This is a genomic window from Bacteroides mucinivorans, from assembly GCF_034654355.2.
Lineage (GTDB): Bacteria > Bacteroidota > Bacteroidia > Bacteroidales > Bacteroidaceae > Bacteroides > Bacteroides nordii.
Window position 1 is genome coordinate 4112443 of record NZ_CP178179.1, and the last position, 23924, is coordinate 4136366.

General features: G+C 39.8%; 18 protein-coding genes. 10 read left to right on the top strand and 8 right to left on the bottom strand.

Translation table 11 applies throughout. The annotated features are described in order from the left end of the window. Nucleotides 1–21 precede the first annotated feature (21 nt). Both VCM39_RS15720 and VCM39_RS15725 read right to left on the bottom strand, forming a co-directional pair. A complete protein-coding gene (locus VCM39_RS15720) occupies nucleotides 22–834 on the bottom strand; it encodes a metallophosphoesterase (protein WP_322932880.1) in 813 nt (270 codons plus the stop codon). A 225-nt stretch (nucleotides 835–1059) separates the two neighbouring features. Beyond that, nucleotides 1060–1365, bottom strand: coding sequence for a hypothetical protein (locus tag VCM39_RS15725; protein WP_322932879.1), 306 nt, complete (start codon nucleotides 1363–1365; stop codon nucleotides 1060–1062). Between the two features lie 219 nt (nucleotides 1366–1584). Between VCM39_RS15725 and VCM39_RS15730 the strand changes: the two genes are divergently transcribed. Together VCM39_RS15730 and VCM39_RS15735 are read left to right on the top strand one after the other, a co-directional pair. Continuing rightward, nucleotides 1585–2700, top strand: coding sequence for a Fic family protein (locus VCM39_RS15730; protein ID WP_322932878.1), 1116 nt, complete (start codon nucleotides 1585–1587; stop codon nucleotides 2698–2700). 428 nt (nucleotides 2701–3128) lie between these two features. Next, nucleotides 3129–3698 carry a YdeI/OmpD-associated family protein gene (locus VCM39_RS15735; protein ID WP_221648629.1) on the top strand — a complete coding sequence of 190 codons (570 nt, stop codon included), beginning with the start codon at nucleotides 3129–3131 and terminating at the stop codon, nucleotides 3696–3698. A gap of 290 nt (nucleotides 3699–3988) precedes the next feature. Here the strand turns inward: VCM39_RS15735 and VCM39_RS15740 are convergent, their stop codons facing one another. Then, nucleotides 3989–4795, bottom strand: coding sequence for a TrmH family RNA methyltransferase (locus VCM39_RS15740; protein WP_289293394.1), 807 nt, complete (start codon nucleotides 4793–4795; stop codon nucleotides 3989–3991). A 54-nt stretch (nucleotides 4796–4849) separates the two neighbouring features. Further along, nucleotides 4850–5884, bottom strand: a complete 1035-nt coding sequence (locus tag VCM39_RS15745; RefSeq protein ID WP_407934703.1) for an alcohol dehydrogenase — start codon at nucleotides 5882–5884, stop codon at nucleotides 4850–4852. A gap of 452 nt (nucleotides 5885–6336) precedes the next feature. Between VCM39_RS15745 and VCM39_RS15750 the strand changes: the two genes are divergently transcribed. After that, nucleotides 6337–7341: a beta-ketoacyl-ACP synthase III gene (locus VCM39_RS15750; protein ID WP_221648631.1), complete on the top strand. Its 1005-nt coding sequence runs from the start codon at nucleotides 6337–6339 to the stop codon at nucleotides 7339–7341. Nucleotides 7342–7575: 234 nt separating this feature from the next. Here VCM39_RS15750 and VCM39_RS15755 read toward each other — a convergent pair whose 3' ends face one another. Both VCM39_RS15755 and VCM39_RS15760 read right to left on the bottom strand, forming a co-directional pair. Further along, a complete protein-coding gene (locus tag VCM39_RS15755; protein WP_323673986.1) occupies nucleotides 7576–9615 on the bottom strand; it encodes a toxin-antitoxin system YwqK family antitoxin in 2040 nt (679 codons plus the stop codon). 189 nt (nucleotides 9616–9804) lie between these two features. Beyond that, nucleotides 9805–10041, bottom strand: coding sequence for a YecH family metal-binding protein (locus tag VCM39_RS15760; RefSeq protein WP_221648632.1), 237 nt, complete (start codon nucleotides 10039–10041; stop codon nucleotides 9805–9807). Nucleotides 10042–10272: 231 nt separating this feature from the next. Between VCM39_RS15760 and VCM39_RS15765 the strand changes: the two genes are divergently transcribed. From VCM39_RS15765 to VCM39_RS15775, 3 genes are all read left to right on the top strand, one after another. Next, nucleotides 10273–11223 (top strand): Dyp-type peroxidase, encoded by a 951-nt coding sequence (locus VCM39_RS15765; protein WP_221648633.1) that lies wholly within the window; start codon nucleotides 10273–10275, stop codon nucleotides 11221–11223. 191 nt (nucleotides 11224–11414) lie between these two features. Next, entirely contained in the window at nucleotides 11415–11852 is a 438-nt protein-coding gene (locus VCM39_RS15770) for a DUF6078 family protein (RefSeq protein ID WP_221648634.1), read from the top strand. A 177-nt stretch (nucleotides 11853–12029) separates the two neighbouring features. Beyond that, nucleotides 12030–12902 carry an SDR family NAD(P)-dependent oxidoreductase gene (locus VCM39_RS15775; RefSeq protein ID WP_221648635.1) on the top strand — a complete coding sequence of 291 codons (873 nt, stop codon included), beginning with the start codon at nucleotides 12030–12032 and terminating at the stop codon, nucleotides 12900–12902. Between the two features lie 63 nt (nucleotides 12903–12965). Here the strand turns inward: VCM39_RS15775 and VCM39_RS15780 are convergent, their stop codons facing one another. Beyond that, a complete protein-coding gene (locus VCM39_RS15780; RefSeq protein WP_221648636.1) occupies nucleotides 12966–16118 on the bottom strand; it encodes an ATP-binding protein in 3153 nt (1050 codons plus the stop codon). A 235-nt stretch (nucleotides 16119–16353) separates the two neighbouring features. Between VCM39_RS15780 and VCM39_RS15785 the strand changes: the two genes are divergently transcribed. From VCM39_RS15785 to VCM39_RS15800, 4 genes are all read left to right on the top strand, one after another. Continuing rightward, nucleotides 16354–17973: an RluA family pseudouridine synthase gene (locus tag VCM39_RS15785; RefSeq protein ID WP_221648637.1), complete on the top strand. Its 1620-nt coding sequence runs from the start codon at nucleotides 16354–16356 to the stop codon at nucleotides 17971–17973. A gap of 62 nt (nucleotides 17974–18035) precedes the next feature. After that, nucleotides 18036–18935, top strand: coding sequence for a GNAT family N-acetyltransferase (locus VCM39_RS15790; RefSeq protein ID WP_322932874.1), 900 nt, complete (start codon nucleotides 18036–18038; stop codon nucleotides 18933–18935). A gap of 117 nt (nucleotides 18936–19052) precedes the next feature. After that, on the top strand, nucleotides 19053–21911 hold the full coding sequence (locus tag VCM39_RS15795; RefSeq protein WP_322932873.1) for a hypothetical protein: 2859 nt from the start codon (nucleotides 19053–19055) through the stop codon (nucleotides 21909–21911). A gap of 125 nt (nucleotides 21912–22036) precedes the next feature. Then, nucleotides 22037–22243, top strand: coding sequence for a hypothetical protein (locus VCM39_RS15800; RefSeq protein ID WP_025867890.1), 207 nt, complete (start codon nucleotides 22037–22039; stop codon nucleotides 22241–22243). On the opposite strand, the gene VCM39_RS15805 is transcribed toward VCM39_RS15800, so the two are convergent. Beyond that, nucleotides 22244–23398, bottom strand: coding sequence for an HD domain-containing protein (locus VCM39_RS15805; protein ID WP_322932872.1), 1155 nt, complete (start codon nucleotides 23396–23398; stop codon nucleotides 22244–22246). Nucleotides 23399–23924: the final 526 nt, after the last annotated feature.

Below are 23924 nucleotides of genomic sequence, written 5' to 3' on the forward strand. Positions count from 1 at the left end.
TTTACTTTAGCTTTTTTACAATCAGTACATTGAGCAGAACTCCATAATGTCGAGCATTCGAAACAATATTCCATCAATTGAGTTATGCCAACTCTGATGGAAGTGGCCATAAAACCAATGTGATACAGGGTGATGATCCCAGACGAGTTGTTCGTGTAGCTTATCCATAGCTGCCCGTTCTGCTTCTACGTCATCAAGCAGAGTATCATCGTTTTGTATCCAATGGTGAAGATTTCCTTTCGTGAATAGTTCACAGAAAGAGGGAGATGTGTGAGTAATCACCGTATCTATAGTAAATTGCGAACAAATAGCTCCCATTTTCTTTTCATCATAGAGTGGAGCTTCGTTCTTCCAATATATATTCCTTGCTAAAGCATCTGTTGCATTACCTCCTGCTTTTAAGTATTTCAACTTACCTTTCCATGTATTCATGCGGTATTGACGATCAATAGAGATAGCTCCGCCCACGCAAAGTATAGTGTGAGAGCAAGCTTGAATAATGGCATAGTCTGGCACAGCTACAAATCGTTTATATCTAAATGCACAACCGTCAAAATATGCCGGATTATCATGGTTACCACGCACAAACACAATCCAGTTGTTGGCTTCATTCATGCGCTTGACATTCCGTCTCACCATGTTCTCATAGCTTTCTCTCTTTTCAAAGCCAAATCCGCAATCACCAGCTACAATTAGCAGTGTGTCTCTCATCCGGTATTGCACACAGAGCTTAAAAACCAACTGATTAAAGTCTCCATACACATCGCCTGAAATGACGAGACCTTTTGCTTCAGGAAAGGAAAGTGTGAAGCACTCACTATCGCTTTTATTCATGCATTAAGTTTTCCTATAGTTCTTTATTTCTTCGCTCATAGCTTTATTTCGAGATATTTTTCAAGAGTCTTTGTAACACGTAGTTTGCTTGTATAGTCCATCAGGAGAATTTAATAGCATCACAAACAGAGCGTTCTTTATTATAGACTTTAATCTCATAGCCACTTACTACTTGCTCTTCAACACCTAGTTCCAATAGTGCCTCAGTGATGAAATGTAGTTCTATTAACGGGTATTCGAACAACCGTATCTTCCGTCCTCTTTTGATGGCCACATGGTAGGCCTAGGGCAAAAAGGTGGTAAGTCCATGGATATTCCATGCAGAAAACAAGCATAGGATACCATCAAGCACACGACATCAAGGTCTATCTTGGTATCGGCCAACTGTTCCATTGTAGCGTACACACCTCGCCGGATGCAGACCATATTTCCTTCACGGGCACTCTTGAGGAGCTTATAGTATGCACTACGGCTCTTTTCCTTTACTTCTGAAGAAGAGATGAATCTATTTTTACTTTCTTCTGCATTCATTTCTGCTATTCTTTTATTGCTGTATAAAAGTACTACAAATAATCAAACATACAGTATGTTTGTACAAAAATTCTGCACTTTCTTTGATCTATTGCTTCATTTTTCATATCTTTGAGCTTGCCAAACCATTTATACCCCCATAACTGTAACACTCACCAAGTCAACCTTCTAAAATTGATTTGAGACTTCAGCAAATGGGTTGAAAAATGAATAATTAAGATGGACATAGATTTTGAATCATACATCCGAGGTAGTGAACCTGACAAAAAGAAAAAGGCTTCAGCTTGGAAAACTGCTATTGGGCTTCAAGCTGTAGACGGCTTGCAAACCTCCGACTATCTGAAAAATACAGCGGTCAAGCATATTGAAGGCGATATTAATATTGATGAAGTAAAGAAACTCATCAACAGCTATTACCAGTCGAAAACGGCACGAACTCCCGAAGATGAAGAGACAGAAGAAGCGGATAAAGTGTCTGCCAATATTGCCAGAATCTTAAATGAACAGTCCTTTGCATTTTCAGTGGCAGGCTTTACATCCATTCACCGCAGACTCTTTGAAGGTATCTTTAAGTTTGCTGGTAAAATTCGTGACTATGATATAACGAAGAAAGAATGGGTACTTCGTGACGACACGGTGCTTTATGTCAACTCCGAGGATTTATGCAGAGCGTTAGAATACGACTTAGAACAGGAAAAAAACTTCTCATACAAAGGCTTATCGATGGATGATGTAGTGGCACATATTGCCAAGTTCGTATCAGGCATTTGGCAGATTCATCCATTCGGTGAGGGCAACACCCGTACTACGGCAGTCTTTACTATAAAGTATTTACGCAGCATTGGCTTTGACGTGAACAATGATTTGTTTGCCGACAAATCTTGGTTCTTTCGCAATGCATTGGTTCGTGCGAATTATAGAAATGTGCGAAAAGGGGTTGAACCGGATATGAGTTTTTTGATTTTGTTTTTCAGAAATCTGATGATGGGAGAAAATCATGAGTTAAAAAATAGATATATGATTATCAATGCCCCACAACAATCAACCGAACAAGCCGACCGTACAAGTACCGAACAAGTACCGAACAAGCTAACCGAACAACTCACCGCCCCACTTTTATCAATCGTAAAAGCTATTGGGATAGAACAATGTTCATTGAAAATGATAATGGAGAGAATAGAGTTAAAGCATCGCCCCACTTTTATTGCCAACTATTTGACACCAGCTATTCAAAATGGCTTTGTTGCTCCTCTCTACCCTAATAATCCCAAACATCCTCGACAAAAGTATCTGTTGACGGTAAAGGGGTTGGCTATTTTAAATTCAACAAAATGATATGCAACAACTAATAGGTATATACCACATTAAAAGTAGGATATATATTAAAGATAATTTCCAATAAGTATTAGAAGTAATAAAGAATATTTTTTATCTTTGCCTTTGCAAACCATTTGTAACCCCAATGCGGAAACACCCACCAAATCAACCCTCTAAAATTGATTGAAAACTTCCGCAAATGGGCGGAAAAAATGCGGTACAACACGTATATCGAAAAGTTTGAAAACCAGCACATTGAATTTCCCGGTACTTTCAATGTAATTGTAAAAATGAGGTTTGTACCGTTTAAAAGAGCAAAACGCTAACAATTAATAGTGCGAATATGCTGCATCGGGAAATAATTGGTGATTACCAACGATTAGCATAGATTACTATTGATTATATGACAGCTAAGAAACCGACTACATTATCACATATTCCTTGTTATGACAGCAGAGAATAAAATAAAGTATTTTGAGAATCGAGAAGATTGGCGAATATGGCTTGCTGAAAATTTTGAAACTGCCAATGAAATATGGTTTGTATTTCCCAGTAAATCTTCAGGCAAAAAAAGTGTTACATACAATGATGCTGTTGAAGAAGCCCTTTGTTTCGAGTGGATTGACAGTACAATAAAGTCGCTTGACAAAGAGCATAAAATTCAGCATTTCACGCCTCGAAATCCTAAAAGTACATACTCACAAGCCAACAAAGAGAGACTCAGGTGGTTGATGGAAAACAGGATGATACATCCCAAATTTGAGGATAAGATACGAAAGGCATTATCCGAACCATTTATATTTCCCAATGATATAATGGACAAGCTGAGAGAAGATAAAGGATTATGGCAAAATTATCAACGCTTTTCCGATGCATACAAACGTATCCGTATTGCATACATTGAAGCCGCAAGAAAACGACCGGAAGAATTTGAAAGGCGATTACACAACTTCATCGACAAGACGAAAGATAATAAAAGAATCACAGGCTTCGGAGGAATTGATAAATACTATTAAATCCAAACAAAATATCAGCATAGAAATTAGATCAGTGGTCATAAAAATACGATCACTTTATATGTGGTCACATTTTTGTAATGTAACCTATTAGTATATAGCAATAATCACTACCAATGAGTTATTCGACAGCTATATTCAGGTGACTAATTTCACCGTAAAATAATCTATTCCCCTCTTATAAGAAAGGCAATCAGCAAAGTATAGCTATTTGATTACTATCCTATTTGCAATAGTAATAATTTGTATCATCAGCAAATAATCAGAGATAACTTTGGAATGTACTAATCTCAAAATTGTGGAGCACGAAGCTGCCAGAAAGCTACAGCAGCCGCAGCGGCTACATTGAGCGAATCAACACCACGCGCCATGGGGATACGAACTACGTAGTCAGCCTCAGCAATCGTTTCACTCGAAAGCCCCTCCCCTTCGTTACCCATCACGATAGCCAATTTGGATTCACTCATCAAAGCAGGGTTATCAATGGAGATAGAGTTATCCGTGAGCGCCATAGCAGCCGTACGGAAACCCCATTTTCCCAAGTCACTGAGAGGACCATCCATCCAAGTCCATGGTACAAAGAAGACGGCTCCCATAGACACCCTGACCACACGGCGGTTCAACGGGTCGCAGGAATTACGCGTTAATAATACAGCATCAATTCCAAGAGCGGCCGCCGAACGGAAGATAACACCAATGTTAGCTGCATCAACAACACTGTCAATTACAACAATACGCCGGGCTTCCCGGCATACCTCTTCCATGCTACGTGGAGCAGGGCGGCGCATGGCACAGAGAACACCACGTGTCAGGACATAACCGGTCAGCGTAGCAAGCAATTCTCTGCTACCGGTATAGACAGGCACATTATCACAACGCTCAATAATTTCAGCAGCATCACCGACAATATGTTTGTGTTCACACAAAATGGCTAAAGGTTCATAGCCGGTATCCAAAGCTCGCTTGATAACCTTCGGACTTTCAACTATAAAAATCCCCTTATCAGGCTCGGTACGATTGCGTAACTGAGTTTCAGTAAGAGTGCTGAATACCTCAACTCCCGGATGAGATAAAGATGATATTTCGATAACAGGCATACTATTGCTTATAATTTTGAATTAAACATGCAATCGCTTCATTCACAAAACGATTCATTTATAAATGGCTACCTTAATAACTCCGTCCAACTTATTTTCAAATATACGATAGGCTTCCTCAATCTCCTTCAACGGAAATCTGTGCGTAATAAGAGGGGGTGTATCTATCTTACCTTCCTCAATCAGATTAAGAATCTCGGCACAGTCGCAGCCATCCACTCCACCTGTTTTAATAATCAAGTTCTTGCCATATATATCGGGCAAAGGAAGAAGTTGAGGTTTATCATAGAGAGCTACGATAGTAACAATGGCATTGGGACGGGCACACTCCCACGCCAAGCGGAAAGTATCTTCACTACCAGCTACCTCTAATACAACATCAGCACCACCATGGTCACTGTTTTGAATCACAAAGTCTTTGCAGTTTTCTGATTCCACTACCAACACATCAGGATAATGTTCACGCACGAACCGGATTCTTTCCGGAGACTTTTCACAGACAATAATACGCCGCGGCTTCTTCAACATCACACACAATAATGTACAGATTCCGGTAGGACCGGCGCCAATGATAAGAACAGTATCGTCCTCGGAAATCTCTGAGATACGGGTTGCCCAAAAACCTGTTGCAAGCACATCGCCAACAAACAAAGCCTGTTCATCACTGACTGTATCAGGAATACGGTTTAGCCCTTGGTCTGCATAAGGAACTCTGACATATTCTGCCTGACCGCCGTCAATGCGGCAACCTAAAGCCCAACCACCATTAGGGTCGGTGCAGTTGTTAACATATCCCCGCTTGCAAAAGAAACATTCTCCGCAGAAAGTCTCGACATTCACAGTTACTCTATCGCCGGGCTTGACTAAAGTGACATCAACCCCCACCTCCTCTACGATACCCACCATCTCGTGCCCAACTGTTGTCCCAGGGATGGCACGCGGCACACTACCATGTTTGATATGGAGGTCACTGGTACAAATGCTGCCAAGAGTCACTCGTATGATTGCATCCCGTGAATTTATTATTTCCGGTTTTGGCTTCTCCCGCAATTCAAATTTTCCATGTTCAACGTATGTGTAGGTAAGCATAATATCCTTTTCATTAATTAATTGTTCCATTCCATTGCAAAGATAGTGATTTCACAGTAAAACACCGACCTTATATCACAGTCAATAACATCAAATAGATCACTCACTTTCAACTATCATACCACCACTATTTCCAATCAGATAACATTTAGTAAAAGATTACAATCTTACCGAATATGATTCTATATCCATCATCATACAACCAAGGAAGATGAACCGGAAAAAAACTATATCCGGCAATTATAGCGATACAAATAGGATGCAACGAAACAAAAGTAAGCAGCCTCAGCTATTTAGTTAAAATTTGCCCAAAGTTTCCTTCGCAATGATAAAAGAACAAAGCGTTTATTGGACTACTATTGGAAATCCTCCTCTTTTCTGTATATTTACGCCCTTATTTTTAGTTCTCAAAATGAGCAAAACTATTCAAAACCTACTAAACAATAAAACCGATGCAGAAAATAAACGCAGTAATCACAGGAGTCGGAGGATATGTGCCTGATTATATCTTAACTAATGATGAAATTTCTAAGATGGTAGATACTACCGACGAATGGATTATGGGACGTATTGGTATAAAAGAAAGGCATATATTAAGAGAAGAAGGACTTGGAACTTCATATATGGCTCGCAAAGCTGCAAAACAATTGATGCAACGTACCCAATCTCACCCGGATGATATTGATCTGGTAATTGTAGCTACTACCACTCCTGATTATCGTTTACCTTCAACCGCCTCCATATTATGTGATAAACTGGAATTAAAAAATGCTTTTGCCTTTGATGTACAGGCTGTTTGCAGCGGATTCCTTTATGCATTGGAAACCGGAGCGAATTTTATACGTTCAGGAATATACAAAAAGGTTATTATAGTAGGAGCTGATAAAATGTCGTCGATAGTAGATTATACGGATCGTGCAACCTGCCCGATCTTTGCCGACGGTGCAGCCGCCTTTATGCTTGAGCCAACCACTGAGGAGCTGGGTGTTATAGATTCTGTTTTGAGAACAGATGGCAAAGGGTTGCCTTTTCTACATATTAAAGCAGGTGGGTCCGTATGTGCCTCCTCCTACTATACGCTGGATAACCATATGCATTATATCTATCAGGAAGGACGTACGGTATTCAAATATGCCGTAGCAAATATGTCGGATGCCTGTGAAGCTATTATTACAAGAAACAACCTGAATAAAGGTGAAATCGATTGGGTGATCCCACATCAAGCCAATCAGCGCATAATAAATGCTGTTACACAACGCCTGGATATGCCGGAAGAGAAAGTTATGGTAAATATAGAACGCTACGGTAATACAAGTGCCGCTACACTTCCTCTTTGCATATGGGATTATGAAAATAAACTCAAAAAAGGTGATAATCTGATTTTTACAGCATTCGGAGCAGGTTTTGCCTGGGGAGCCATTTATGTTAAGTGGGGATATGACGGCACAAGAAGATAATCTAGCGTTATTTAAGGCCTGTCTCTAATTTGATCAGAAATGAACTAAACTCACCACAAGTTTCATAGAATTCACAGAGTAGTATTTATCTGATGAAACGCGGATTAACACAAATGAACGCAGATTAAAAGACTGTAGTTCTTTATCTTTGATTTGTTTCCCTTTGCGAAAATCTACGTTAATCTGCGTTTCGATAAAAATTTAAAACTCTGTATTACTTTGTGGTGAAATCATTCAATATTTCTCTTTACGTTCAAACTCACCTTCTTCGGTATAATATTTCCATGTACCTTTGGGTTGGTTATTTGCATATTTCCCCCGGAATTTCAGCTTACCATTTTCATAATATTCACGATAACGCCCATGCCGTTTCCCTTCCTTGACTTCCGCTTCACTTTTCAATGCACCGTCGGGATAAAATTCCCGCAAGATATTTCCTTCAAACTTCTCGACATAAAAACGTTTTAGTTCGCTCATCTGTTCTTTCTCAGTGTCAGCATCTTCATTCATTTCTTCATCTTCTTCATCGGTGACAACTGCAACAACTTCTTCGGGTTGATACGGTTTATAATCCATCACATATTGCAAAGAGGCCGATTGGCTATTCCCTACAATCTGCATAGACCAGCAAGGAAACGAAAACAAAACATCTTTATTAGCCTGTATCTCATTCCACGTAGTAGCATTCATCATCGGTTTCAACTGAGAATAGAATTTATGCATATCCGTATATAGGAAAATGGTAGAATTTGAACTCAAATACGAAAACGCATTTTTAAATCCCGGATTATTTTTCAGTAGATTCTTTTGTTCGTAATCCTCTACAAAGGAGAGCAAAGATGAAGCCTTGTTACTGAAAACAACATAATCATCTACATACGTATAATATGGCTTTTCAAATTTATCAAATAATCCTCCAAAGAACAATCGGAAGAAGCCTTTCATTTCCACATAGTTAATTTCAAAATCCTTATAATTAACCGTTTTAATCTTAACCGGAGTACGTCGCTTAATCTTCTTTTCAATAAACTCCATGTTCTTACGGGCATCTTTCATGTTTTTAGCCCTGATAGCCAAAATTAATTCCGGTTCGTGCCCCAGCAAGCCTGGCTCGGATTGGGTAATGGCAAACTCTCCGGACATCCAACTCAGAAAATTCTCTTCCAAAGAGATACCAAATAATCCTTCGATCTTTTTACGGGAGCTTTCATAAGAACTATACAGCTGCTTATCATGGAGAGAAAGGGCGTTTTCTAACTCCTTGACAAAGGTTACAGGGTTATTGAAACCAATATTAGTATAAAGAGCCGTTCGCCCAGACAGAATCTCATGCGCTTTCATTTTGTGCCTTCCCGAATTCAGTAAAGCAGTTACATAAGGATCGGCTGTGTCTTTCCGGAATGTATACCCTTTTACCTCCATCCGGTCTTTATCCGTATTAAAAAAGAGTCCTGCAAAATTCATAGAGTTACTGAACATATCAACATACTCATTTTTGGCTCCCAGATAAATATTCATAAATTGTGGCAGATGTGCATAGTTTACAAAAACTCGGATAAGTCCTTTACCGGAAACCAGCTTTTCTGCTTCAATAAAAGCATGATCGAGTCCTATTTTAGGTTTACTACGTGAGTCAATGGCCGATTCAACAAGTCCGGACGTATAAGAAGCCACAAAATGATTATCTACAAAAGCACAATAAAAAATATCACGTGTATCCGGATCACGCATTTCGAGAATGTTAATGCCACTATATTGCCGGTTAGTAACCGTATTACCCGTCATTGCCAGCACCGTTTCAATCTGATCCTTTAATAAATCCATCTTAGATGCTTTCTGCATATCCAATATGATCAGAAAATCCCAGTCGGTTGCACGAACTTTATGGAGTGAAATAAGCATATCCCGTTTACCCACAAGTGACAGCAATACTTTGTTACTTTTAACTATTGAATCAAGCATTTCGACACTCTTTGTGACCTCTTCAAAAGATTTTGCTTTCTTCAGACATTTCCATGTTTCGCTTCCGCTGAATTTTTCCCAGTCGTTTACCGGAGCTGATGATTGAATGATAAACGCAGCGTCCTCCGGAACAAGATAGATTTGCTGAATATTATGATCGGGCGAGACAAATAGATGGACTATAGAATATACAATATATACTACCAATGCCAATCCTACCGTAACTAAAGTTCTTTTTACGATTTTTTGCGTGCTCTTTTTCTTTTCGGGTTCAGAATATTGTTCTTGCTGCCCGTTGTCCAATTCATTCATCATTAATATATTATTGACTTGATTGGACAAAACTACTAAAAAAAGACGAAAGATGAAATTATAGATACAGAAATACCGGGAAAACAATGTACATTTCAAAATTTTCCCGATATTTGCATTACATGAGTTCAGTGACTCAAAGATTGCGAAAGTATATAAAGTATATTTGGAATATTACTTTAATAAAGACTATTTATGATCGCAGACCTTACTTATATCGACAGTGAAACCATCTTCAGAAGGCATAAATTTGCCTTTTCTTTTAAGAAATTCTATCAATTCGTCAATATTCATATCGTCAGCAGAACAAGCGTAAAAATGTTGGTCTTTGCCAAACTTATTAATAATGGCTTCTTTTAAAGTGATTTCCGAATAACTGTTGCCTTCCATCATATGGAGGACTTCATGAGCATGTAACTGTTCCATAACTAATTTATTTTTGGGCAAAGATAACAGGATACACAGTTTAAAAGTAGTAACCTATGTTACAAAACCCAATATAAGTGAAGCAAAATAGTATTTTTTAAGATTATAAATACAGTTCTATAGATTTATAAGTTACCCAATAAGTAGAACAAACTTGTAACTATGGAGTTATATTAATAAAACAACTGTATCAAAATCAACTACAATAATAATAACTAATTAAAAAGAAGTATGAACACATATCAAAATTCATTTGATGGAAATATCCCGCAAGATGTAACTGCAAGACCGGGAGAGAACGCTATATTCATTGTCTACAGTCTAAAACACTCGGCAGATACAATCGAAAAAGTAAAAGATGTATGTGCCAACTTTTCTGCAATGATACGCAGCATGCGTAATCGTTTCCCTGATATGCAATTCAGTTGTACGATAGGTTTCGGAGCTGATGCATGGAGCCAATTATTTCCAGAAAAAGCCAAACCTAAAGAATTAAGTACCTTCAAAGAAATAAAAGGGGATAAATATACAGCAGTATCTACTCCAGGAGATATCTTACTACACATCCGAGCCAGACAAATGGGGTTATGCTTTGAATTTGCCTCTATTATTGATGAAAAGTTGAAAGGAGTTGTCGAATCTGTTGACGAAACTCATGGGTTCAGATACATGGACGGAAAAGCAATTATCGGTTTTGTAGATGGTACAGAATCTCCCGCCGTAGACGAAAATCCCTACTATTTTGCAGCCATTGGTAATGAAGATCCAGATTTTGCAGGAGGTAGTTACGTGTTTGTACAAAAGTACATTCATGACATGATTGCCTGGAATGCACTCCCGGTAGAAGCACAGGAAAAGGTTATCGGCCGTCACAAGTTCAATGATGTTGAATTGTCGGACGAGGAAAAACCGGAGAATGCCCACAATGCAGTTACTAACATTGGAGACGATTTGAAAATAGTACGAGCCAATATGCCATTTGCCAATACCTCAAAAGGAGAATACGGAACCTACTTTATTGGTTACGCCAGTACGTTCAGTACTACCCGGAAAATGCTGGAGAATATGTTTATAGGCAGTCCTGTTGGTAATACCGACCGCCTGCTGGATTTCAGTACACCGGTAACAGGGACACTCTTTTTCGCTCCCTCATACGATTTGCTTTCCGAACTTGGCGAGTGATTATTCCGGCATTATTGATTTTATAATAAGAACAAAGAGGATATTTATTTTTAAGTATCCTCTTTGTTCTTCATAACACAGTCCTATCGTTTTATTCATAATGATTCTCTGTCAGTTCTTTGTAGTTATAGAACTTTTGAGTACCTTTGTTAAGAAAGTCACTCAAATAAATTTACTTATCAAGAATATATATGAAAACCAATTTTGATTATAACTCAGTACCCGGTAACTTCACTCATTGCCTCAATAAGCAATGCTCACATGCAGCAGACTGTCTACGCCATCAGGTAGCGCTCCATATCCCATCTAAACGGGATACTATCAACATAGTGAATCCGGCATACGCAACTATTAACGGTGGAGAAAACTGTTCTTTTTTTAAGGTGGACCAGTTATTGCGTTATGCATCAGGTATCATACATTTACTGGATAAAGTTCCGCATAGTGATGCAGTCGTCATCAAACAACAGATGCTTGAACACTTCGGACGAAATGCTTATTACCGCTTCAGACGTAAAGAACAACTTATCACTCCCTCTGAACAAAAATACATCCGACAGTTATTCCGCAAAAAAGGGATAATGGATGAACCTGTATATGATGAATACGTAGAACAATATGAATGGTAAAACGAAATTTATTCTCAACCTATATGAAACAACTGTTTCAACATATTGAGAAAAGTTTCTCAATATGTTGAGAATAAATTCTCAATAGGTTGAAACTAGTTTCTCAACGTATTGAAATAGAATGAAACACTTTAAAAGCCCCTTTACTATATTTACTCATTGGAAGAAAGAACAGATATGGCAGATAATTATATAGAAAAGCAGTACGAACAATACGAAGCAAGAAAAGCAGCTTGGGAGAGAGCCCGGAAATATGGCAAGCCAACAAGTACAATGAACCGGAATAAACAGGTTAAGCCAGTCATGGAGAAGAAAAAAAAACGAGTATTCGTGACCGGAGGTGCCACAGGGATTGGTAAAGCTATTGTAATGGCATTTTGTACTGCAGAAAGCTACCAGGTGGCGTTCTGCGATAAAAATGAGACAGCAGGGCAACAAACTGCAAAAGAGACCGGAGCGACATTTTATCAGGTGGATATAAGTGAAAAAGAAGCACTCGAACATTGCATGCAACGCATTTTTATGCTCTGGGGCGATATTGATATTATTATCAATAATGCAGGTATCAGCGAATTTTCTCCCATTACCGAAACAAACATAGAAGATTTCGACAAGATACTCTCTGTCAACCTGCGTCCGGCATTTATCACATCTCGCCTGCTGGCTATCCACCGTAAAGCTCAAACCTCCTCGAATCCATTCGGACGAATCATTAATATTTGTTCCACCCGTTATTTAATGAGCGAACCAGGCAGTGAAGCTTATGCAGCATCCAAAGGTGGCATCTATTCACTTACCCACGCACTGGCACTCTCACTCTCTGAATGGCATATAACCGTCAATTCCATTGCTCCGGGTTGGATACAGAATCATAATTACGAACAACTTCGCCCGGAAGATCATGCACAACATCCTTCGGGACGCGTAGGAAAACCAGAAGATATTGCCCGGATGTGCCTGTTCTTAAGCCAGGAAGAGAATGACTTCATCAATGGTGAAAACATTACTATCGACGGAGGAATGACCAAAAAGATGATTTATATGGAATAAAAACATTCCACAACTTTTATTCTCCACTGAACGATATTAAACCTAGGCAGAAAAGAGTTTCAGCTACAATAGTACAATTCTTTTCTGCATTATGTCTTTTATCTGTGCCCGTAACTGGCGGGCATTAATCGGTTTGGGCATATATCCGTCGAAACCACTTTCCATCACACGTTGTTCATCCGAAGCATATGCAAATGCAGTAATAGCGATGATAGGTACTTTAGCCGAATATTTACGAATTTCCTGTGCAGCTTCATAGCCATCCATCACAGGCATATTGATATCCATCAGGATGATTTGCGGATCTTCTTTTCTAAACATATCTACCGCCTCTTGTCCATCCCAGGCATGAATCAACTGATAATCATTCTTCAGAATCGATTCAAAAAGCTTGTAATTACTATCATTATCTTCGGCAATCAGGATAGTCAGTTTATCCTTTTCCACAGATATAGGCTGATATTCCTTCTTTTCGCTTATTTCCTCCTGTCCCGCAGGCTTATAGGGCAATGTAAACCAAAAAGTTGACCCGTTACCTTCTTCAGATTCAACGCCAATACAACCTCCCATATGATTTACCAATGTCTGACAGATAGACAACCCCAGTCCTGTTCCCTGTGCAAAATTATTCAGCTTCACAAAACGCCCGAAAATACTCTCCTGCTTATCTCTCGGAATACCGCATCCGGTATCGGACACATAGAAGTATAACTCTTTTCCCTGCAATTCATAGCCAAAGCGAACGCTCCCTTCCGATGTGAATTTTATCGCATTTGTTATCAGATTGATTAACAATTGTGAAAGCCTGTTTTTCTCTATATGAACAGGGCATATATCCAATGACGGCACAAACTCCAGACAAACAGTATCCGATTTTAACCTCAACTGCAATACACTCTCCAGCTCCTTCATCACACTATTCAGTTCTACATTAGAATAATGAAACTCTAATGTTCCTGCTTCTATCTTCGACAAATCCAGAATATCACTGATTAGCTGTAGCAATAACTCATTATTATTCTCAATAATGCTGACATACTCCTGCTTTTCCTGTTCTTCTTCCGTAGAGGCCAGTATTCCCGAAAAACCGACAATTGCATTCAGCGGAGTACGGATTTCATGGCTCATATTGGCAAGGAAAGCAGATTTCAGGCGATTGGATTCTTCTGCACGGTTCTTTGCAGTAGTCAGTTCCAACTCCATCTTCTTACGATTGGTTATGACCTGTGACGAACCGATTAGTGTGACCGGGTTTCCTTCTTCATCACGTTCTTGCACGGCTGCCTGTGCTTCCACCCAATCTATCTTGTGCACATGGTTTTCTACATTTACCACCCTATACTCCTCTTTCACTTTATCCGATTTACCTTCTATCAGATCGTGATATGCCTGTTCTACCCTCTTACGGTCCTTTTTGTATATCTTCGAGAAGTATTGTGAATCGGGTACTGCCAACTGCTCTTCGGGCACATCACTTTCCACTGTACTCAATTCTATCGGCCTGTTGATATCACATAAAATAGTTTTGCTTATCAAATCCCACTTCCAGGGAACAATATTCGCCACATCAAGTGCCATCGCCAACTTATTGTTTGTAGTGCTCAGCTTCTGCTGTGCTTTATGCAAATCCGTACTATCCATACAAAATACATCGATTATCCCAGAATTACGAGTTCCTTTCAGCACCACATCATAAAATGTATCAATCTTCTTAAAATAATAAGGGAATGTGATTGCCCTGTTCTCAGTCAGTGCCTTCTGAGTAAAATGTAAAAACTCAGGAAGAGATTCGGGAAACAATTCACTTGCCTTCTTACCGACCGCATCTTCCCGACGAAAGAAGTTATTCTCAAAATGAGAATTTACATTCCGGTATATCATATCAACCGGAACTCCGGCCTTATTCAGCACCAATTCCTCCTGCATATAGAGTATAGGCATATTATTTACCAGATTCTTATAATCGGCCATCGTATCTATTTCTTTTTGCTGAATTTCTCTGAGTCTTTTTAATGTACGAATACGGAATGTAAAAAATAAAATGAGTACAAGAATACAAAATGAAGCCCCCAGAATGAAGTAATGATATTGTTCCCAAAAAGTAAGAGGTTTATTGAGAAAGTGCGTGTTTTCAGGACACAAAGAAGGCGATATATCCTTTCGCAGTAAGGCTTTGTAATTAATAACCGGCACGCCATCCACAGAACGATAAAAAGGAATATTACGCGGTTGTCTGCCTTCAAGCACTTCTGACAAAATACGTATAAGCTCTTTATCATAACGTTCCCAGTCGTGCACATAGCCACCAACCATTCCACCGTCGGCAGTAACGCCAATTGTATTAAGAACAAACAAAGGGGCAGCCACTGTAGTGATCACTTTATGAGCATTTGTAACAAGCGAAGTATTACCTGCAAATGTACGCTTATAATACCATGAAGAAAATAATATTCCAGTAGTCTTTGCATTAACACGATACAACGAATCAACCAACAGATTTATAGGTAGTATCTGAGGAGATAAATATTCATATTCAACAGAAGGATATTTCTCTTTTATAACCTCTCTGACTTCGACCTCATTGATTACATTAATAAAACGTTCATCTCCTATAAAAATAAACTTTTTCATATCAGGAATCATTTGAGATATCAACTCCACATTTTTCTCTATATACAAATCCGAATACAAAAGAACCAAATTATACGGGTCTGCCAACTGAGTAATGGGAATACGTTCTGCTTGTGGAATTACTTTCTTATGCAAATAATATTTGTCGGGGCCTGTATAATCTTTTTCGGCACAAAGCACCATCGGGATATCTCCCCATACTCTTTTAAAATCTTCTTTTAACAATAGAGCAGGATCCCCCAGTAACAGTAGCAGACGTGGAGGATAAGCACCGTATCTTTCAAAAAGAGCCGATTTGAATTCTTCCAGATCGGTCGCATCATCATCTATCAGCATCATATTCATATGCTCGGTATAAACAGCCAACTGAGGATCTTCTGCCACAAACCGAGTAGTTGCCGAAATCATACGACTACTCCAGGAGGTTGCTTCTGTGTATGCATTGATAACAAGAATATAACCTTTCTTGTAGGCTGTATCGTTCTGGGCAATTATTAAATTTACAGATAGCAGGCATAAAAAAAGAAGAAGGCATCGTTTGATTACGACCACAGGAAAAGATTTAATGCAAGAAATAAGTATCATAAAAAATTAATATATCAGTTTGTCAGCTTATGCAGCGACAAAATTATCAAAAAAGAAATGAACGATGCAATATTCTTCCAACAAAAGCACTATACAATATACATTTTATTAATAATAAACACCAATCCAAACTAATATGCAAAGTTTACCGTATTTTATTCGATGATACTTGCAATACTGCTTAAATAGAATTTATTTTGCAAAGCGTTATAACAACCCGGAAACAAGAAACCATATGCTGCATCCTTTCATTCACAAAGTTACCCACTTGCCCCTGCCGGAGCAATTTACATATCCGTTTCATTATACGCCACATCCGCTCTGCCTGATAGCCACAGAAGAAGTACAGTACTATATCAAAACCCAGAAACAATGGGAACAGGAATTGCAGCAAGGAAAAATGTTCGGAGTATTAGTGGCACAAACCCCTGATGGTGAGATAGGCTATCTGGCAGCTTTCTCCGGAAACCTTGCCGGCAAAAACCTACACTCCTACTTCGTACCTCCTGTATATGATTTACTCCAACCCGACGGATTTTTCAGAATAGAAGAAGAAAAAATCTCTGCCATCAACATTCAGATCAGACAGTTGCAGGAAGATAATTATTATCTGGCACTCAAACAGAAACTGAGCGAAGAAAACATTCTGAACCGACAAGCTATAACTCAGGCTAAGGCAGCTTTGAAAGCAGCCAAAGAAGCACGTGAACTTCGACGTATAAACAATCCCGATGAGGCAGAACAAGCAGCTATGATACGCGAAAGCCAGCATCAGAAAGCAGAGTTCAAACGACTGGAAAAGCATTGGAAAGTTCGCATTACTGCCCTGCAAAAGGAAACAGATGATTATACAGCAAAAATAGAAGCTCTCAAAAACGAACGCAAAATGCGGTCGGCAGCCCTGCAACAAAAGCTTTTTGAACAATTCAAAATGCTGAATGCCAACGGAGAAATAAAAGATCTATGTACTATCTTCAAACAGACCATACAGAAGACGCCTCCTGCCGGTGCCGGCGAATGTGCTGCTCCCAAACTATTACAATATGCCTATCTGCACCAACTCAAACCCATTGCCATGGCCGAATTCTGGTGGGGCAACTCTCCAAAAGCAGAGATACGCCACCATGGTTACTACTATCCAGCCTGCAAAGGAAAGTGTGAACCTATTCTGAAGCATATGTTACAAGGGCTGAATGTAGAGCCCAATCCATTATCGAACGATCTTCACAAGAAGACAACACTCGAAGTTCTTTTTGAAGATGAGCAGTTGCTTGTTGTCAACAAACCCGCCGGCATGCTTTCCGTGCCCGGAAAAGGAGAAATAAATTCTGTCTATCAACACCTGAGAACCCAATATCCTGATGCTACAGGCCCAATGATTGTACACCGTCTGGATATGGCTACTTCGGGAGTGCTGCTTGTTGCCAAAACCAAAGAGACACATCAGAATCTGCAGGCACAGTTCAAAAATCGTACAGTAAAGAAGCGTTATATTGCTTTACTGGACGGAATCATCGCACCGGATGAAGGCATTCTGAATCTTCCACTCTGTCCGGATCCTCTCGACAGACCCCGGCAGATAGTAAATAAAGAGTATGGTAAAACCGCCATCACCAAATATCAGGTTCTCGAACGCAATGAATCTCAAACACGTATAGCTTTCTATCCACTCACCGGACGGACGCATCAATTACGTGTTCATGCCGCCCACCCGCTTGGTCTTAACTGCCCTATTACGGGAGACGAGCTCTATGGAAAGCAAGCAGACCGGCTTTATCTGCATGCCGAATACCTGGAGTTTGTACATCCGGTTTCCGGAGAGATCATTCGTATTGAAAGAAAAGCGGATTTCTAACATTTTTTGATCTGGCAGGAAACCTCTATATTTACGCCACGTATTTATAAACGAAGACAATTATGGTAAATCAAGCTAATACACAAGAATACGATATCCTCCTCCAAATATGGGAAAGAGCAGTCCGAAGTTCTCACCACTTTCTATCCGAAGAAGATATACGGTTTTATAAGCCCTTAGTACGCCATGAATATTTTCCGGCGGTACAACTCTACACGATCCGTAATCATTCCGGACAGATAACCGCTTTCATGGGATTGAGTGACAGCCTCATCGAAATGTTGTTTGTAGATCCTGATGAACAGGGACATGGATATGGCAAACAATTAATAGAATTTGCAATACGCCAAAAACAGATACATAAAGTAGATGTGAACGAGCAGAACGGGCAGGCACTCCGATTCTATCAGAACAGAGGGTTTGAAATCATCAGTCGGGACGATCTGGACAGTACGGGAAAACCATTCCCAATTCTGCATATGCAACTGAAAAACATCCGGTTAAGAAAAGCAGAGCCTGAAGACATTTGTGCCATGCATGCTACGTTTGAACAAAGTGTTCTCAACACCTGTTCGCTGCACTACACCGCTCCACAAATCCGTGCATGGCTTGAAAGAGCAACCCCGGAACGTTGGAGGGAACTACTTCAAAGTGATTTGTATTTCATACTCGCCGAAGAGACGAAACACTTCCAGACAGTTGGTTTCACCTCTATCAATGCCAACGGCTATCTGCACAGTATGTTTGTTCACCCGCAATTCCAGCATCAGGGCATAGCTTCTCTCCTTTTACGTCAAGCAGAAGAGTATGCTCGTCTCCATCAGGCAGTGTCTATCCACTCAGAAGTCAGTATTACCGCTCACCTTTTTTTTGAAAAACAAGGATATATAACAGAAAAAGAGCAGATAGTATCTATAGGCGATATTAAAATGACTAATTTTGTGATGTATAAGAGTTTGTAAGTTTGCGAGTTTGTGAGTCACAATATGAGAGTATACAACTAAAAAACTCATAAACTAAAGAACTAAAAAACTTATTTTTTATAGTTTTGTGTCCTGATAATCCAATAAAGACTTTAAATGTCAAAATTAAAATACCTGCCTCTTCTCTTTGTCTGCCTGCTGGCCTCATCCGGTTTGCATGCCCAATTCATGGACTATGGTTCAGACCCCGCCCGGTTCAAATGGAATATAGTCCGATTGCCTCATTATAACCTGGTTTATCCGCAAGGAACAGACTCCATGGCCTACCGCTATGCCCTCTACCTGGAAAATGCTTATCCGCACATACAAAAAACAATCGGAAAACCCATAAAGGCTAAGTTTCCCGTTATCCTGCACCCTGCCAATATGATATCCAACGGCATGGTATCGTGGGCTCCCCGCCGTATGGAGCTCATCACTACTCCATCTTCTGATTTAGGTATTCAAAGGTGGGATAAACATCTGGTATTACACGAATCCCGGCACGTATTCCAGACAGGAAAAGTAATGCGTGGCATTTTCAAGCCATTCTATTATCTGATAGGCGAACAGGCTGCGGGAGTTGCTGCATTCTTCCTACCTGTGTGGTTTCTCGAAGGAGATGCCGTAGGTACAGAAACAGCCATGTCCAACGGAGGCAGAGGACGATTGCCCGAATTCAATATGGCTTACCGGGCACAAATGCTAGGAGGAAACAAATTCTACTCTTTTGATAAATGGCTGTTAGGTTCATACAAAAACTACACCGGTACATATTATGCACTGGGATATGATATGACTTCCTATGCCCGTCAGCGTTATGGAAGTGATATTTGGGATAAAAGTACAACCCGGTATACCGGTAATATACTTTTTGAAGGATCATTTAAACACTACACGGGAAGTAGTTTCAAACGACTCTATCACGACACATTCGACTTTTTAAGGGAAGGATGGAAAAAACAGGATACGGCTGTCATTGTTCCGGCATATCTGTCACCCGACAATAAAACCTACACATCTTACAGGTATCCTTTGGCTATCAATGACTCTGTTGTGATAGCTGTCAAATCGGGACTGAAAGATATTAATTCTTTAGTAGCCATCAGCAATGGAAAAGAAAAACGGTTGAGCTATATAGGCAGTATCAACAGCCGGTTAGATTTCCACAACAATCGTATCTACTGGACAGAAATAGTTCCGGGTATCCGCTGGACCCATGAAAACTATTCCGTACTGAAATACTACGATCTGGATAAAGACCGGATAAAAACGGTTGCTCCCCGCCAACGTTACCTCGCTCCTTCTATTGATAAAAACGGACAGATAGCCGCAGTTTCGCGAAGCACAATTGCCGGAAAGAATCAGCTTGTATTAGTCAACCTGGAAGATGGAAAAGAACTCCGGTCTTTTGACGTTCCGGAGAATGCGTTCATCAAGGAACTGACATTCGGAGCGGATGACAAGATTACTGCAATAACCGTTACGGATGCAGGAATCACTCTATTTCAATTTGATCCTTCCTCCGGTATGTGGAAAGAACTACTACAAACCACCTCTGTCAATATCACTTCACCAATCTGGAAGGACGGAAAAATCTATTTTGAATCGGGCGCCAACGGTACTAACAATATATATTGCTTTAACCCGGCAGATAATCAGGTATATCGCCTGACTAATGCACGATTCGGGGCATTCGATCCCTCATTTTCCGGATCGGACCATCGCTTATTCTTTGCCGACTATCAGGCAAATGGATACCGGATTGCTTCACTACCTGCAGACAGCCTGTTGTTTGAAAAGACCGATTTCGGGAAACCCGCTTCTATGCCTTTCACAGAGACACTGGCCGCACAAGAACAATTCAACCTTGACTCTGCACGCCTGGAGGCCGTCGATTTTAAACCGGAGCGTTATCGGAAAGGAGTACATACATTCAAAATCCATAGTTGGGCCCCATTCTATTATGATGTGGCAGAAGCGATGAATACCAGTGCTTCGGATCTCAGCACAATTGTTAAGCCCGGGGCTACAATCATGTCTCAGAATACGCTGAATACTGCCATCATGCAGGCAGGCTGGTATTATCACAAAGGGTATCATCACGGAAAATTATCTTTTACCTATCAAGGATGGTTCCCGGTCATCGACCTTGCTGCCGATTATGGCGACAAGGCTTTTAATATGGCCTGGAAAAAGAATGAAAAGGGACAGGCTGTGACCCAAGGATATTATACCAACCGCAATCTGCTGGAAGCTGAAGCTCGTGTCTATCTCCCCTTTAATCTGACACGAAATCAACGGATCAGAGGTATACAGCCAGCATTCACTTACTATTTTACCAATAATAAGTACCAGGAATACAGTACGCAGAAGTTTCGTAACTTTCAATACATCCTGCCGGAAGTCCTGTTCTATAATTACAGACGAAAGGCCCAGCGGGATATTCTTCCCCGGAACGGTTACCAGCTTCGGTTACAGTACCTGATGACACCCTTCAATACAGAAAATTATGGAAGTCTGTATGCTGCCCGGCTTACTACTTACTGGCCCGGCATTGTACGCAACCATGGCTTAATGCTCCGCTTCGGCTATCAGTATCAAGACCTGGACAACAAAGCATTGTATCTTCCCAAACACTTATTGGAAAAGCCACGCGGATATAATTTTCAATATCAAACCCAGCAACAATGGGCTTTCAAAGCTGATTATGCTCTTCCTCTCCTGTCACCGGATCTAAGTATCGGACCATTGATTTACATCCGCCGATTACGTGCTAACCTCTTCTACGATCTGTCACGCAATCAAGCCAGTCGTAAAAGTGCATGGACTACACAAAGTTCTTACGGAGCCGATCTTATATTCGACTGGAATGTATTGCGCATGAGCTATCCACTTACTACCGGAGTACGATTAATTAAACCGATTGATTATGGAAACTTCCAGGCTGAAATGTTGTTTTCAGTTAGTTTCTAACGGATATTCTTTTTGAAAGAGTAAAGTTAACCTCAACGACAGGAATCTACTTAAAGAAAATTAATGAAGCAATCCTGCAAAGATTAATAACCTATCTTTGCAGGCGTAAACCATAAGATAACAAAATGAGAAAATTACTTTGTCCCCAGTGTAAAATCGCTGGCATGTATGTTAAAAATGAACAAGGCGAACGCCTGTTAGTATATATTACCCAAGAAGGAACAGTGGTTCCCAAAGATGCAGAAGCTTCAACAGAAGGATTTGATATGACAGAAATATATTGCCTGGGATGTTCCTGGCACGGTTCTCCCAAGCGTCTGACTAAATTTTAATCACTTTCTTTTAGCTATAACTCTACAAGGCAAACCGCTCATCTCTGCAAAATTCATAGGATATGTATTGGCTATAAATTCAGCAGACTTCTCATCGCCAACCAATAACTGTCCCAAACGGCAGAGATTTTCTATGATAAAAACTCCTTTATCAGCACAATACTGGTCTTTAGGTGTATGCTCTTTCCCTCTTCTCACACCGGCAAAATCAATTCCTATTATAGAAATATGTCTGTCCAACAATCTCTCTATCAGTTCATCCGACAATTGCGGATGTTCTGAGAAATAGGCTTTACTACCATAACTTTCCCTTTCAATATATCCGCTATAAAAAGAAACAAACATATCGGGCCTCACTTTAGAAAGATCAATATCCTGCACCTCTATATCCCTGCCGGATATGGAACTCACATCAAAAACGATAGCTTTTCGTTCCGTATAGTTCAAAGGGAATTCTTTATTCATCACATCAAAATGAGTGCCTAAATGTCCTGTGAAAGCCTTGTTCTCATTACCCTGTGCATCTTTTATCATCTTCGGAGTGACCTTCAGTGTCAAATCAACCAATCTACTATTGTTACCTTCCCCCTGTTCAGGTACATTTTCAATCTTCCGAACCGAATCATTATAGAGTTCCTGCTTCAACCGTCTCAAATAAGGAGAAAACGCTACATTCTCTGCTCCATACTCCAAGTTGGCAGTATATTCCAAAGGAATCCAGGTAGAAATATCAGCTTCATTGTGTTGAAAGATAGCTTCCATTTTATCCAAGGCCTTATATATCTTTGCTTCCAGCGTTGCAAGTTCCCCCATCTCCCGAAACAACGGTAATAATTTATCCCGATAAAAAGGAGGTAGCGTATCAAACAACTCTTCAATCTTACGGTCTTCAACCTCTTCATCTTTCTGCGTTTTATAGAAAGCAGGAATATCTCCTGTAATAGCCTCGCCCAAATCATGAAGAATACACATCTGAATCACTTTATTCATATCAGCCTCAGGAAATTCATCCTGTACAAAATATGCCAGTAAAGTGAGTCGCCAGCTATGCTCAGCTACGCTCTCATGGCGATAGGTTGATGTCCACGAATGGCGTGTATTACACTTTAGTCTCTCGGCAATAGCCATAAAGTTGATAAGTTCTCTGGGCTCCATACGCATTTCTGTCTTTAGAAGGAACAAAAGTAACGTTTTTATGAGGTACAACAATAATTACTCCTATAAAATCACTTTTTTTATACTTCCTATTGAACAAAAAAAATCCCTTTGCGTTTATATTATGCAAATCAGCCTGAAGCTCTTTATGCATATGTGAATATCCATATCGCAGCATTCGCATGCCTCCCCGGCATAGACAGGTAAGATTGCATAGTAGTTTTGTCGTGTTTTATTTTGTGTTTGTGTTGTGACGGTGCTGCGATGTGAATCGGGGTACCGTTTTTTTATATGCTTTCCGTGAAAGTCCTCTTCTCTCAATAATGCTATATCTATCTTTAATATAAAAACGGACAAGCAAAAGAAAACGAATAAAATGTTTCATAACAGAAAAAATTCATAATATCGTATTTTCAACTCTCTTCTCACGATTAATCAGAAAAAAACTCTCACATCCTTTTATCAATAAAATCTTATACCTATATTTGTAATTTTAAGAAAACTAATCTCTAATATATAATTTCAG